Source organism: Arthrobacter sp. Marseille-P9274, from assembly GCF_946892675.1.
Classification (GTDB): Bacteria; Actinomycetota; Actinomycetes; order Actinomycetales; family Micrococcaceae; genus Crystallibacter.
On sequence record NZ_CAMPOV010000001.1, the window covers coordinates 2,760,599 to 2,774,188 of the forward strand.

The 13,590-nt window shown below is 67.7% G+C and carries 13 protein-coding genes; 7 read left to right on the forward strand and 6 right to left on the reverse strand.

Annotated features, from left to right (window positions below; all coding sequences use genetic code 11):
* Positions 1-12 precede the first annotated feature (12 nt).
* A complete protein-coding gene (locus OC550_RS22310) occupies positions 13-378 on the forward strand; it encodes a hypothetical protein (protein ID WP_306556924.1) in 366 nt (121 codons plus the stop codon).
* A 2-nt stretch (positions 379-380) separates the two neighbouring features.
* On the opposite strand, the gene groL is transcribed toward OC550_RS22310, so the two are convergent.
* On the reverse strand, positions 381-2,018 hold the full coding sequence (gene groL, locus OC550_RS12780; RefSeq protein WP_262106139.1) for a chaperonin GroEL: 1,638 nt from the start codon (positions 2,016-2,018) through the stop codon (positions 381-383).
* 393 nt (positions 2,019-2,411) lie between these two features.
* Here groL and OC550_RS12785 point away from each other — a divergent pair, with 393 nt between their 5' ends.
* The gene (locus tag OC550_RS12785) at positions 2,412-2,957 is read left to right on the forward strand and encodes a TM2 domain-containing protein (protein WP_262106140.1); all 546 of its coding nucleotides are present in this window, start codon (positions 2,412-2,414) and stop codon (positions 2,955-2,957) included.
* Between the two features lie 99 nt (positions 2,958-3,056).
* Here the strand turns inward: OC550_RS12785 and OC550_RS12790 are convergent, their stop codons facing one another.
* From OC550_RS12790 to OC550_RS12800, 3 genes are all read right to left on the reverse strand, one after another.
* Positions 3,057-3,263, reverse strand: coding sequence for a cold-shock protein (locus OC550_RS12790; RefSeq protein WP_262106141.1), 207 nt, complete (start codon positions 3,261-3,263; stop codon positions 3,057-3,059).
* 149 nt (positions 3,264-3,412) lie between these two features.
* Positions 3,413-4,090 (reverse strand): LytR C-terminal domain-containing protein, encoded by a 678-nt coding sequence (locus tag OC550_RS12795; RefSeq protein ID WP_262106142.1) that lies wholly within the window; start codon positions 4,088-4,090, stop codon positions 3,413-3,415.
* Between the two features lie 45 nt (positions 4,091-4,135).
* Complete coding sequence (locus tag OC550_RS12800) at positions 4,136-4,444, reverse strand: DUF3263 domain-containing protein (RefSeq protein WP_262106143.1); 309 nt, start codon at positions 4,442-4,444, stop codon at positions 4,136-4,138.
* 149 nt (positions 4,445-4,593) lie between these two features.
* On the opposite strand from OC550_RS12800, the gene OC550_RS12805 reads away from it, so the two are divergent.
* Together OC550_RS12805 and OC550_RS12810 are read left to right on the forward strand one after the other, a co-directional pair.
* Positions 4,594-5,364, forward strand: a complete 771-nt coding sequence (locus OC550_RS12805; RefSeq protein ID WP_262106144.1) for a uracil-DNA glycosylase — start codon at positions 4,594-4,596, stop codon at positions 5,362-5,364.
* A gap of 68 nt (positions 5,365-5,432) precedes the next feature.
* On the forward strand, positions 5,433-6,287 hold the full coding sequence (locus OC550_RS12810) for a siderophore-interacting protein (RefSeq protein ID WP_262106145.1): 855 nt from the start codon (positions 5,433-5,435) through the stop codon (positions 6,285-6,287).
* Here the strand turns inward: OC550_RS12810 and OC550_RS12815 are convergent.
* Complete coding sequence (locus OC550_RS12815; RefSeq protein ID WP_262106146.1) at positions 6,284-8,014, reverse strand: threonine/serine exporter ThrE family protein; 1,731 nt, start codon at positions 8,012-8,014, stop codon at positions 6,284-6,286. The two genes, OC550_RS12810 and OC550_RS12815, sit on opposite strands and share 4 nt — an antisense overlap.
* A gap of 284 nt (positions 8,015-8,298) precedes the next feature.
* On the opposite strand from OC550_RS12815, the gene OC550_RS12820 reads away from it, so the two are divergent.
* Both OC550_RS12820 and OC550_RS12825 read left to right on the forward strand, forming a co-directional pair.
* The gene (locus OC550_RS12820) at positions 8,299-9,708 is read left to right on the forward strand and encodes an OFA family MFS transporter (protein ID WP_262106147.1); all 1,410 of its coding nucleotides are present in this window, start codon (positions 8,299-8,301) and stop codon (positions 9,706-9,708) included.
* Between the two features lie 179 nt (positions 9,709-9,887).
* A complete protein-coding gene (locus OC550_RS12825; protein ID WP_262106148.1) occupies positions 9,888-11,297 on the forward strand; it encodes a lipase maturation factor family protein in 1,410 nt (469 codons plus the stop codon).
* A gap of 40 nt (positions 11,298-11,337) precedes the next feature.
* On the opposite strand, the gene OC550_RS12830 is transcribed toward OC550_RS12825, so the two are convergent.
* Entirely contained in the window at positions 11,338-12,339 is a 1,002-nt protein-coding gene (locus OC550_RS12830) for an MsnO8 family LLM class oxidoreductase (RefSeq protein WP_262106149.1), read from the reverse strand.
* A gap of 138 nt (positions 12,340-12,477) precedes the next feature.
* Between OC550_RS12830 and OC550_RS12835 the strand changes: the two genes are divergently transcribed.
* The gene (locus OC550_RS12835) at positions 12,478-13,515 is read left to right on the forward strand and encodes an LLM class flavin-dependent oxidoreductase (protein ID WP_262106150.1); all 1,038 of its coding nucleotides are present in this window, start codon (positions 12,478-12,480) and stop codon (positions 13,513-13,515) included.
* Positions 13,516-13,590 lie beyond the last annotated feature (75 nt).

Consider the following 13,590-nt stretch of genomic DNA (forward strand, 5'->3'; position numbering starts at 1 on the left):
CGGGCGGGCCGGGTGGCCCAGGGGGCGGGTGGCGCCGAGTTCGCCCTGGACGCTTGGGATGACGTTCAGCAGCGTCTGCGCGAAGAGCCAGAAATTGATGACCGCACGGGCCAGTACCGCGGGGCCGTCCCCGTTGGCGAGGATGCCGACGACGCCGGTGCCTCCTATGCGCTGGACGTCGTAGCCGAAGCCGGCGAGCCTGGCCTGGACCAGCTGCGCGGTTCGGTGTTCGGCCAGGCTGAGTTCCGGATTACGGTGGAGGTCCTGGTAGAGCTCGCGCTGAACGAATTCACCGCCCTTAACGCCGCAAGGTGCGGCCCCCGTTACGGGAACCGCACCTCGCAGATTTGGCGCGCTGTCAGCAGGACAGGCAGGTGAGGCTAGAAGCCGCCCATACCGCCCATGCCGCCCATGTCGTCGCCGCCCGGCATGGCCGGAGCGTTCTTCTCGGGCTTGTCGGCGACAACGGCCTCGGTGGTGAGGAACAGGCCGGCGATGGACGCCGCGTTCTGCAGGGCAGAACGGGTGACCTTGACCGGGTCGTTCACGCCGGCAGCCAGCAGGTCCTCGTAGACGCCGGTTGCAGCGTTCAGGCCGTGGCCGGGCTCCAGGCCGCGGACCTTGTCGACCACAACGCCCGGCTCCATGCCGGCGTTGAAGGCGATCTGCTTCAGCGGAGCATCGATGGCAACCTTGACGATGTTGGCACCGGTGGCCTCGTCGCCTTCGAGCTGCAGGTTGGCAAACGCCTTGGCGCCGGCCTGGATCAGGGCCACGCCGCCACCGGCGACGATGCCTTCCTCAACGGCAGCCTTCGCGTTGCGGACAGCGTCCTCGATGCGGTGCTTGCGCTCCTTGAGCTCGACCTCGGTTGCGGCACCGGCCTTGATGACTGCAACGCCGCCGGCCAGCTTGGCCAGGCGCTCCTGCAGCTTCTCGCGGTCGTAGTCGGAGTCGGAGTTCTCGATCTCGGCGCGGATCTGGGCCACGCGGCCGGCGATCTCCTCGGCGTCGCCTGCACCTTCGACGATGGTGGTCTCGTCCTTGGTGACAACAACCTTGCGGGCCTGGCCCAGCAGGTCGAGGGTAGCGTTCTCCAGCTTCAGGCCGACCTCTTCGGCGATGACCTGGCCACCGGTCAGGATGGCGATGTCGGCCAGCTGGGCCTTGCGGCGGTCGCCGAAGCCCGGAGCCTTGACGGCGACGGACTTGAAGGTGCCGCGGATCTTGTTGACCACCAGGGTGGCCAGGGCTTCGCCCTCGATGTCTTCGGCGATGATCAGCAGCGGCTTGCCGGACTGCATGACCTTCTCCAGGACGGCAACCAGATCCTTGACGTTGGAGATCTTGGAGTTGACGATCAGGATGTAGGGATCCTCCAGGACCGTCTCCTGGCGCTCTGCGTCGGTGACGAAGTAGCCGGAGATGTAGCCCTTGTCGAAGCGCATGCCCTCGGTGAGCTCGAGCTCGAGGCCGAAGGTGTTGGACTCCTCGACGGTGATGACGCCTTCCTTGCCCACCTTGTCGAGTGCCTCGGAGATCAGCTCGCCGATCTGCGGGTCGCCCGCAGAGATCGATGCGGTAGCGGCGATCTGCTCCTTGGTCTCGATTTCCTTGGCGGAAGCCAGCAGCTCGGCGGTAACGGCGTCAACGGCCTTCTCGATGCCGCGCTTGAGGCTCAGCGGATCGGCGCCGGCGGCAACGTTGCGCAGGCCTTCCTTGACCAGGGCCTGGGCCAGCACGGTTGCCGTGGTGGTGCCGTCGCCTGCGACGTCGTCGGTCTTCTTGGCAACTTCCTTGACCAGCTCTGCGCCGATCTTCTCGTACGGATCGTCGAGTTCGATCTCCTTGGCGATGGAAACGCCATCGTTGGTGATCGTGGGAGCGCCCCACTTCTTCTCGAGGACCACGTTGCGGCCACGCGGGCCGAGGGTCACCTTAACAGCGTCAGCGAGGATGTTAAGACCCCGCTCGAGGCCGCGGCGGGCCTCTTCATCGAAGCTAATGATCTTTGCCATGGCGGCATCGTCCCTTCTGGACAGTAGACAGCGGGCGCAACCGGAATTACCCGGTTGCTGACCACAGCGGTGCCCGCGACGGACGGACTCCGGCGACGGCGATCTCTTCACACCGCACCGGAACCCTCACCACAGTGGCTTAGGAATTTCACTCTCTCCCGCCGAACCGGCCGCGTTAGCAGTCGGCCTGCGAGAGTGCCAACTCCATAATTAGCACTCAGCCCGGTCGAGTGCAAGCCGTCACGGCGCCGGAAGCCCGGTCTTCGCTGGACGCGGAAAATCTTCGCCGGAACCCCGACCCCAGGATCAGGGTGGCCCCCGATGGCTTGGCATCCGACGGGCCCGTAGATTGGTATTGGAGCACCAGTGAACCCCGAGTGAAGGACCGTCGAAATGTCGGAGAATCCGAGCAGGCAAGACCAACCGGACGAGAATCCCACTGAGCCTCTGGCCGGCGCCGGCACCAATCCCACCCGGCCGCTGGGCGGGCCGCAGGAACACGGCCGGACACCATCCCAACCGCAGGAGCCCGGCTTGCCCGGTTACGGGCAGGCCCAGCACGGCCAAGATCCGGACCAACAACCCTATCCGCAGGCACCGGCGGGCGGCCCCTACCAGCAGCCTTACGGCCAGCAGCCGTACACCCAGCCCGCCTACGGCCAGCAGCCATACGGGCAACAGCCCTACGGCCAGCCGTATTACGGAGGCTACCCCGAGCAGAAGTCGCGGCTCGTCGCGGGACTCCTAGGCGTCCTGCTAGGCGGCCTCGGCATCCACCGCTTCTACTTGGGCTACGTCGGCCTGGGCATCGCCCAGATCGCCGTGACCCTGGTGACCTTCGGCTTCGGTGCCATCTGGGGCTTTATCGAAGGCATCATGATTCTCGTCGGCGCCGAGATGTTCCGCCGCGACGCCAAGGGCGTGCCGCTCAAGGAGTAGGACGGCTCCCGGCGCAGCGGCCGGGCTAACCGCTTTGACGACGACGGCGGCGGGCGAGGTCCTCACGAAACCTCACCCGCCGCCGTCGTACTTAACCATTCAGGCAGAGACCTTCACGTCTTCGGCCTGCGGCCCCTTTTGGCCTTCCCCGATCTCAAATTCGACGCGCTGGCCCTCCTCGAGGGATCGGTAGCCGTCCATCAGGATGGCCGACCAGTGCACGAATACGTCCGATTTGTTCTCATCGACGGTGATAAAGCCGTAGCCCTTCTCCGCGTTGAACCATTTGACGGTTCCCAGCGCCATGTTGCTCTCCATAGTCAGTAGTTCCCCCTGCAGCCACTGCTCCCGGCAACCAGGTGCGTTTACTCTATCGGCACCCGGACCGGAATGTGAGGCACGGCACATCGAACGTTATGGAGGTGTAATGATCGGTGGTTTCACGCGCCGACGGGCTACTGGAAGCCCGGACCGAGCACCACGGTGACGTACAGCGACACTGCGCCCTGGGCCGTCTCGCGCAGGTCGGTGATGCCCAGCAGCTGGCCGACCGCCTCGGCATTGGCCACCTGGCCCGGGTTGTAGTAGATGACCGAGTTGGGCATCGCCCCGCCCTGCCAGTTGTCCACCATGGCTACGGACCAACCGTCCGCGCTGACGCGCTCGGACACGGTTCCGCCAAGGCCGGTGACGCCGGCGGCATTAAAGATCAGCAGTGGGTCGGCCCGGTTGACCGTTTCGCCTGCCGCTTCCGCGCTCGGTTCCTCCGAAGGCTCTTCCGCGGGCTCGTGGGTCGGTTCCTCGGTGGCCTCCTCGGACTCCTTGGCGGCTTCCTCCGTGGGCTTTGCGGTCGGCTTCGCGGCGGCCGCTGCCGTCGGCTCGGCCGTCTCCATTGCAGCCGCGGGCGACTCCGCCGCGGTAGCGGTCTGCGTGGCGGGCAGGCCGGCCCCGCCCGCCCCCAGCAGCGGGACGACGAAGAAGGACACCGCGCCCACGGCCAGGGCCAGCACCGAAGCCAGAATGATCAGGCCGAGCCCGCTGCTTTTCTTGACGTCCACGTGCGCACGGTGGACACCCTGCCGGTCATACGTTTCAGGAACTTGGTCAAACTCGTCCCGGGGATACTTGGTCATCGCTGAAGAGTGCGTCCTTGTCAGTGGATGTCCGGAGGATCCGGATCAGGCGTTGGTGCCCAGCCGGCGGGCCGTGCGGGCACGCTGCCGGGACGTACGTAGTCTACGCAATCTCTTGACCAGCATCGGATCGTGGGCCAGCGCTTCCTCGGTATCGATGAGCGCGTTGAGGATCTGGTAGTAGTGCGTTGCGGAGAGATCGAACAGCTCGCGGACCGCCTGTTCCTTGGCGCCGGAGTACTTCCACCACTGCCGTTCCAAGGCCAGCATCTTCTGGTCCCGTTCACTCAGCGGGCTCGCCTCATCAACTTCGGCGTCGAGGGAGAAGGCGCTGGCTTCGGCGGGACCGGGCACGAGGTACCGTCACTTCCTTTGGTTTGCTGGGGAAACTGTCCTGCCCATTTTAAGGCCGAAGCACAGCCTTGTCATTTACCGGCCCCGGTGATCCTGCCGACGCCCGGGCGGGTTCGCGCTTCCGTGCCGGTTCCCGGCACCATAGGGGCATGACTGACGACGACGGCGCCCTGTTTCCGCTTCCGGCCCGCCCCGGAGCGGGGCCGGCAACCGCTGCTTACCCTTTTGCCGCGCCGGCCGAACTCAGGGACGTCATGCATCCGCAGTGGGCGAAGGCGCTGGCGCCGGCGGCCGGCACCGTCCATGCACTGGCGGACCAACTGGCGGAGCAGCGGCGCGAGGGACGCGAGATCCTGCCTGCGCCGGCCAACGTCCTGCGGGTCTTCGGACAGCCGCTCGACGCGGTGAAGGTGCTCATCGTGGGACAGGATCCGTACCCGACACCGGGCCACCCGATCGGCCTCTCCTTCGCGGTCGACGGCAGGGTGCGGCCGCTGCCCCGCAGCCTGGCCAACATCTACAGAGAGCTCCAGTCGGACCTCGGCATTCCGCCGGCGCCGCATGGCGACCTGAGCGCCTGGGCGGCCCAGGGCGTGCTCCTGCTGAACCGCGTGCTCACCGTGGAGGCGGGCAAGGCCGGAAGCCACCGGCGCAAGGGCTGGGAGCAACTGACCGAGCTGGCGGTCCGCGCCCTCGCGGCCCGCGGCCGTCCGCTGGTAGCTGTGCTCTGGGGCCGCGACGCCCAGGGCCTCGCGCCGCTGCTGGGCAGTGTGCCCAAGGTCGAATCCGCGCACCCCAGCCCGCTGTCCGCAGCGCGCGGCTTCTTCGGCTCGCGCCCCTTCAGCCGGGTCAACGAGCTGCTGGCCTCGCAGGGCGCGGCGCCGGTCGACTGGCGCCTGCCCGCCAGCCCCGGTCGGTAACTCCGATTGGGCGCAGGCGGCTTACTGGGTTAGGTTGGCCTAAGTATCAAGGAAGCCAGGAGCAGTCGATGTCGAGCCAGCCCGCAGCACCCGCACGGACCCGAAAACCGCAGATCAACCTGCAGGTCATCAGGACCGAGCGGCTCTCCGCACATATGGTCCGCGTTTTCGCCGGCGGCGAGGGGTTCACGAAGTTCGAGCCCAAGCCGGCCACGGACCAGTATGTAAAGATCTGGTTCCTCCCGCCGGGTCTGGACGTCGAGCTTCCCGCGGATGTGGCGGGCCTCAGGGAAAGACTGCCCGCGGACCGGCTCCCGGTCAGCCGCACCTACACGCTCCGGAGCGTGGACACCGAGGCCGGCGAGCTGGCCATCGACTTCGTGGTCCACGGCGACGAAGGCGTGGCCGGCCCCTGGGCCGCCTCCGCGCGGCCCGGCGACTGGCTGATGCTGACCGGCCCCGGCGGCGCCTACTCCCCCGCACCGGCCGCCGACTGGTACCTCTTCGCAGGCGATGACGCCGCCCTGCCCGCCGTCGCCGCCGCCATCGAGGCCCTGCCGCCGGCCGCCGCCGGCCATGTGTTCCTGGAGGTTGATTCCTCCGCGGACGTGCAGGAGCTCGGCGCACCGGACGGCGTCGAAGTGCATTGGCTCTACCGGCTGGGCCGTCCCGCCGGCACCACCTCGCTGCTGCGCGACGCGGTGGCGGAGCTGGACTGGCCGGTGGGAGAGGTGGACGCTTTTGTGCACGGCGAGCGCGGTGCGGTCAAGGAACTGCGCGATGTCCTGTTCAAGGACCACGGGCTGCACCGCAAGCAGGTGTCCATCTCGGGGTACTGGGCCTACGGCCGCGCGGAGGACGCCTTCCAGGCGGAGAAGAAGACCCCGGCCGGCCAGATCTTTCCGGAGAACTATCCGGGCTAGCGGCGGCGGTTCCGCCGCCGGCCCTCGTTGGACCCCAGGTTGCGGGTAAGGGGCTGTGCCAGATAGTCGCCGAGCACCGTGCCGCCGGCCATCGCCAGGATCACGGTCAAAGCCCCGAGCAGGCCGATCATGCCGTTGAACGCCTGCTCGGTGCTGATCGTCAGCTCGTAGATGGCGCGGAAGACCGAGAAGCCCGGAAGCAGGAAGAGCACCGCGGGGACGGCGACCACCAACTGCGGGGAGCCCAGCCTCAGTCCGACAATCCGCCCGAGGAAACCAATAACGACGGCGGCGACAAACGGGCTGATGCGCGACCCAAGGCCGGCCAGAAGGACGGCCTCGTAGACCATCAGGCCAACAACTCCCACCAGGGCAGTCGGCAGCAGGATGTTCGCCCGGGTCTGTTCCGTGATGGAAATCGCGATCGTGGCCATCATCAGCAGCGCGGCCCGGACGATGAAGGGATAGTTGGTCCCGCCCTCGATGAAGATTTCGGGCAGGCTGACGCCCACCAGATTCCCGGCAACCAGCCCCACGGCCACCCCGGAGGCAATGGCCGCAAAGGTCAGGAAGGCTGAGAGGTAGCGCCCCATGGCCGTGACCGGGAAGCCGTTGATGGCGTCCTGGGTGGCGGACACCAGCCGGCCTGTCGGCAGCAGGTAGAGGATGCCGCCGGCAATGACCAGCGCCGGGCTGAGCGGCACGCGCAGCTGGAAGAAGACCAGTGCCGCGATGGTTGCCAGGCAGGCGCCGACGGCGGTAACAAAGAAGTCCGGGACCCGCCACTTATTGAGTTTCCGGCCGAGCAGACCCATCAGCACCGTGGCCAGCAGTGCCACCAGCCCGGCAAAGATTCCGCCGCCCATGAATCCGGTGATCGCGGCGGAGAACACGCCGCCGGCACCGATCGCCATCCAGCGCGGGAACGGCTTCGGACGTGAGGTGATCTGCTTCAGCCGCTCCCTGGCCTCGGTCCGGCCCACGCCGCCGTTGACGATGTCCGTCACGAGCTGGTGTACCGCGGATAGGCCCGCGTAGTTGTTGGTCCACGAGCGCACGACGCGCAGAACGTGGATCGGCACAGTGTCCGGCCGGGCATAGTTGATCACCACGGACTGGTTGGTGATGTCCACGTCGACGTCGCGCAGCCCGAAGGCGGCGGTCACGGCGATGATGCTGGATTCGACCTCCAGCGCACCGGCCCCGAACCTCAGCATGGTTTCGGCGACGTCGAGGGCGAAGTCCAGCGTGAGGCGCGCCGAAGCGTCCACCCCGGAGCTCTGCACGAGCGGGTTGGCGTAAGGGCTGCCGGCGAGGCGCTCAACGATGCCCATCGGGGCTGTCGGAGGGGCCTCCCCCTGCACAAGTTTGCGAAGCATCCGGCGGGCGGCCGCGTTGGTCCGTTGCTGATTCTTGGGCAACGGCAGCGGAGCCGTTCCGGCGGGGACGGGCTTGGCTTCCTTCGCGACCGGTTTCTTCGGCAGCTCCGGCTTTCCCCGGTGCCTGTTGTGCCGGCGGGACTGGGCCCTCGCCGACCTAGGCTGTTGTTTGGTGGCCACCGGGCGGCCGTCCGAGGATTCGGGAATAGGACGGCCCGGTCGAGACTGGCTGGCCGTCGTCCCGTCGGGAGAACCGCCGGCCTGGTTCATCGGCCTCACGATGGGCAGCATGCCGGCCCGGGGCGTCGTCCCCGACTCCGTGTCCCGCTGACCGTCCTTGTCCTGCACTGCCCCTCCATTCCTGATTTGTCCCGGTAGTCCCGCCGGGGCCGGATTTTATGGTGACACATCGGCCGCAACCAGAAGTCCGCTTCGGCCGAGAATCGCATCACACCCGGTGCGGCCTCAACCCGGCGCGGCGAATGCCGGCCCTTTTCGCCGGTCTCCATGGACTCATTCTCGCCCTTGCGGCGGCCGACCGTAAGCACCCGACCCAAGCCGGGCCGCGGGCGGTCCTGTGATATAACGCACAGTATTGAATAAACGATTAATCACGTTCGGAAGGCACTGCCATGGCTTGGCTGGACCGCAAAAATTCCATCGCCCCGCCTGGGTTCAACCGCTGGCTCATCCCGCCGGCAGCCCTGGCCGTCCATCTGTGCATCGGACAGGCGTACGCGACAAGCGTGTACAAGAACGCGCTGGTCGCGCACTTCGATGCCAGCCTCACCGAAATCGGCGTGATCTTCTCCGTCGCCATCGTCATGCTCGGCCTGTCCGCGGCCGTCATGGGCACCTGGGTGGACCGGAACGGGCCCCGGATGGCGATGTTCACGGCGGCGGTCTTCTGGTCCTCCGGGTTCCTCGTCGGTTCGCTCGGGATCTTCAACAACCAGTTGTGGCTCGTCTACCTCGGTTACGGCGTGATCGGAGGCATCGGACTCGGCATCGGCTATATCTCCTCCGTTTCCACCTTGATCAAGTGGTTTCCCGACCGTCCGGGGCTGGCCACGGGCATGGCCATCATGGGCTTCGGCGGCGGCGCGCTGATCGCCAGCCCGCTGTCCGGCGCCCTGCTCCAGTTCTACGATCCGTCTTTCGACGGCACCCCCGGCTGGGTCGCCAGCGGAGACGCGGTTGGCAAGCTCTTCCTGACCTTCGCCGTCGTCTATTTCCTGTACATGATGTTCGGTGCGATGACCATCAAAGTGCCCCCCGAGGGCTGGAAGCCCGCCGGCTTCGATCCCTCCATGGTGAAGGCGAAGGAGCTGGTCACGACCGCCAACGTCTCAGCACGCAATGCCATCCGCACGCCGCAGTTCTGGCTGGTCTGGATCGCGCTGTTCTGCAACGTCACCGCCGGCATCGGCATCCTCGAACAGGCCTCGCCGATGATCCAGGACTTCTTCAGGCAGGCCGACGGGAGCTCCCTCGTCACCGCAGCCGTCGCGGGAGGATTCGTCGGGCTGCTGTCCATCGGCAACATGGCCGGCCGGTTCGCATGGTCAACCACCTCCGACTACATCGGCCGCAAGAACATCTACATGATCTACCTCGGTGTGGGCGCGGTGCTGTACGTGGTCCTGGCGCTGTTCGGCCACTCCTCCACCTCCCTGTACGTGCTGCTTGCTTTCGTGATCATCAGCTTCTACGGCGGCGGATTCTCGACCGTTCCTGCTTACCTGCGCGACCTCTTCGGCACCTTCCAGGTCGGAGCCATCCACGGCCGGCTGCTCACGGCTTGGTCTGCGGCCGGCATCGCGGGACCGCTGATTGTCAACGCCTTCCTCGACGCGCAGGGCAAGCCGGGCGAGCTGACTGCGGCGGCCTACCAGCCGGCCCTGCTGACCATGGTCGGGCTGCTGGTGCTGGGGTTCGCCGCCAACCTGCTGGTCAAACCGGTCGACGCTAAACACCATGAACCGGCTGCAGCGGAATCTGCGCATCTCGATTCCGCCGTGGCAGGAAAGGACAGGCACTGATGAAGAAGGCACAGGTGGCACTGGGCTGGCTCTTGGTCGGCATCCCGCTGCTCTACGGAATGGTACAGACGCTGATGAAGGCGTCCGCACTCTTCGGCTAAGCGGGCGCAGGAGGTCCTGCAGTCCATCCGCTTCCCTCCCTTGACACCCTCGACCGCCGCCCTAACGTGGAGAGTGCGATGGATTGGTTGGAGGCCGACGGATTCGAGGTGGCGCGGCAGGTACTGCAGCGCGGCATCGCCGCGGTTTACACGATCGCATTCTTCTCCGCGGTGGCGCAGTTCCGGGTGCTGCTCGGCGAAAACGGGCTGCTGCCCGTTCCGCGCTACCTGGCCCGGGCGTCCGCCCGCGGACCCACGCTGTTCCGCTGGCGTTACTCGGACGGGCTGCTGCTGGCGGTGGCCTGGACGGGCGCGGTGGTGGCGCTGCTGCTGGTGGCCGGCCTGCCGCAAGCTGGCCCGCCGTGGCTTCCGATGGCGGCATTCCTGCTGTTGTGGGGCCTCTACATGTCGATCGTTAACGTCGGCCAGACCTTCTACGGCTTCGGCTGGGAAACGCTGTTGCTGGAGGCCGGTTTCCTGGCCGCCTTCCTGGGCTCCAACGACATCGCGCCGCCGGTCACGGTGCTGTGGCTGTTTATGTGGCTGGCCTTCCGGCTGGAGTTCGGGGCCGGCATGATCAAGATCCGCGGCGACCGGGTCTGGCGGGACCTGACGGCCCTTTACTACCACCACGAGACGCAGCCGATGCCGAACCCGGTCAGCTGGTTCTTCCACCACCTGCCCAAGCCGCTGCACAAGGTGGAGGTGGCCGGCAACCACTTCGCCCAGCTCGTAGTCCCGTTCTTCTTGTTCTTCCCCCAGCCGGTCGGCAGCATCGCCGCCGCCATCCTGATCGTCACCCAGCTGTGGCTGGTGCTCTCCGGCAATTTCGCCTGGCTGAACTGGCTGACCATCATCATCGCCTCGGCGGCACTGGGCGACCGGGCCATCGCCGCTGTCCTTCCCGGCGAGCCTGCCCTGACGCCGGACTACGGTCCCACGCCCCTCTGGTTCACCGTCGTCGTCCTCGCCGTCACCGCGCTGATGGTGGTGCTGAGCTACTGGCCAGCGCGGAACCTGTTCGCCAAGCGCCAGCTGATGAACGCCAGCTTCAACCGCTGGCACCTTGCCAACGCCTACGGCGCCTTCGGCAGCATCACCCGCGAGCGCTTCGAGATCGTTGTCGAAGGAACGCTCGACGGCGACCAGTGGGAGGAATACCAGTTCAAGGGCAAGCCCGGCGACCCGCGGCGGCTGCCGCGCCAGTTTGCGCCCTACCATCTGCGCCTGGACTGGCTGATGTGGTTCCTGGCCCTCGGCGCCCCGGGCGACAGCTGGTTCATCCCGCTGCTGCGCAGGCTGCTGGCTGCGGACGGGCGCACGCTGCGGATGCTCAGCCGGGACCCGTTCGGCGGCGCTGCGCCGCTGCAGGTACGCGCCCGGGTGTTCCATTACCGCTACTCCACCTGGTCGGAGCTGCGCCGGACGGGCCAGTGGTGGATCCGCCGGCCGGTCGGCCTGCTCGTCGCCCCGACCAGCCGGCTGTGAAGGCCTCCGGCGGCCGCTTCCCGTCCGACCGCAGCGCCTGCTAGGCCAGCCCGAACATCCCCGCGAGGCGGCGGTCGGCCGCGGCCAGCGCGTCCGTGTCGAAGGTGTTCGTGGTGACCATCAGTTCGTCGGCCCCGGTCGCCGCCAGCAGCCGGCCGAGTCGTTCCGCCACCGCCGCGTCCGTCCCGGCCACCGATGCGGACAGCGATTCCGCCACCAACTGCTTCTGGCGCGGCGACATCTTCACATCCCTGATGGCGTCGGCCGGCGCCAGCGGCGGGAACTCCCCGCGGGTCCGGGACAGCGCCATCGCCCATGCCTCCGGCAGCAGCAGCTCCTCTGCCTCCTCCGCACTGTCCGCGACCGCCACGTTCGCCGAGATGATCACATACGGCTCGGAGTAGTAGGCGGAGGGCCGGAAGTTCCGCCGGTAGCGTTCCAGCGCGCCGAGCGCCAGCGCGGAGGCGCGCCCGCTGAAGGCCGGACCCCCCACAACGACGGCGAGGCCCGCCTTGGCGGCGGTGTCCACTCCCTTTCCGGTCGCCAGCACGAACGGCGGCGTCACCCCGCGATCTTCCGGGCGGGCCGTGATGTCCGCGCCTCCCCTCAGGTAGGCCAGCAGTTCGGCGAGGTCCTCGGTAAACGCGTGGGCGGCGTCCCCGTCCTGGCGCAAGGCGGCCCGGACCGCCGGCGTGAAGCCGACAGACCGCCCCAGCCCCAGGTCGATCCGTCCCGGAAAGAGCGCCTGCAGGGTCGCCGCCTGCTCCGCGACGACGAGGGGCTGGTGGTTCGGCAGCATGACTCCCCCGGAGCCGACGCGGATGCGCGCGGTCCGCGCCGCCACGGCCGCCATCAGCACCGTCGGCGCGGAACCCGCAATCCCGGGAACCCCGTGGTGCTCGGCCACCCAAAAGCGGTGGTAGCCGAGCCCCTCGGCCCGCTGCGCCCGCGCCACGGTGGCGTTCAGGGCGTCTGCCGCGGTTCGGCCCTCGCGGGCGTTGGCTCGGTCCAGGATGGAGACGGGAATCGACGGTAGCTGCACACAAAGCACAACGCCGCCCCGCCGGGGGTATTCCTGCCTGCCGTCCCGCCGGCGGGTGTCCGGCGGAATAGCCTGTTCCCGCCGGAGGTTCAATAAGATGCAAATGCATCAACCATTCGACAGAAAGGCCCGGCTTCCGTGGCACAGACTCTAGAACTCGGCCTGGATACCTTCGGTGACGTCACCGAAGGACCCGAGGGCGCCCTCCTGCCGCACGACCAGGTGATCCGCAACGTGATCGCGGAGGCGGTCCTCGCGGACGAGGTCGGCCTGGACTTCATCGGCATCGGCGAACACCACCGGGAGGACTTCGCCGTCTCCGCCCCTGACGTCGTGCTGGCCGCGATTGCCGGCCAAACCAAGCGCATCCGCCTCGGTTCGGCGGTGACCGTGCTGAGCTCCGACGACCCGGTGCGGGTGTTCCAGCGCTTCTCGACGCTCGACGCCGCCTCCAGCGGCCGCGCCGAAGTCATCCTCGGACGCGGCTCCTTCACCGAATCCTTTCCGCTGTTCGGACTGGACCTGGCCGACTATGACATCCTCTTCGACGAAAAGCTCCAGCTCTTCACGGAACTGCTCAAGGAGGAGCCCGTCACGTGGGCCGGCCGCACCCGCCCCCGGCTGGACAACAAGCGGATTTATCCGCCCACGGGCACGGGCAGGCTGCCGGCCTGGATCGCGGTCGGCGGGACCCCGGAGTCCGTGGTCCGCGCCGCTCATTACGGGCTGCCGCTGATGCTCGCCATCATTGGCGGCGCCCCCATGAACTTCGCCCCGTTCACCGATCTCTACCACCGGGCCCTGGACCAGTTCGGCCGGCCCCGGCTGCCCATCGGCGCGCACTCCCCCGGCTACATCGCCGCCACCGACGAGCAGGCGCGCGAGGAAATGTGGCTGCCATATGCGGACATGCAGGAGCGGATCGGCCGCGAGCGCGGCTGGAGCCGGATGAGCCGCGCGCAGTTCGAGGCCGAGGCGGGCCCGGACGGGGCGCTCTTCGTCGGCTCCCCGGAGACCGTTGCCGCCAAGATCGCCAAGGTCGCCCGGGGCCTTGGCCTGAGCCGCTTCGACCTGAAGTACAGCCTCGGCACCCTGTCCCACGAAAAGCTGATGAGCAGCATCGAGCTCTACGGCACGAAGGTGGCGCCCCTGGTCCGCGAGCTGCTGGCCGGCTGATCCGTCCCGCACCCCGGAAGAGTGCCTCAACCAACGACGCCGGGAGGAGACTTTCGCTCTGAAGTCTCCTCCCGG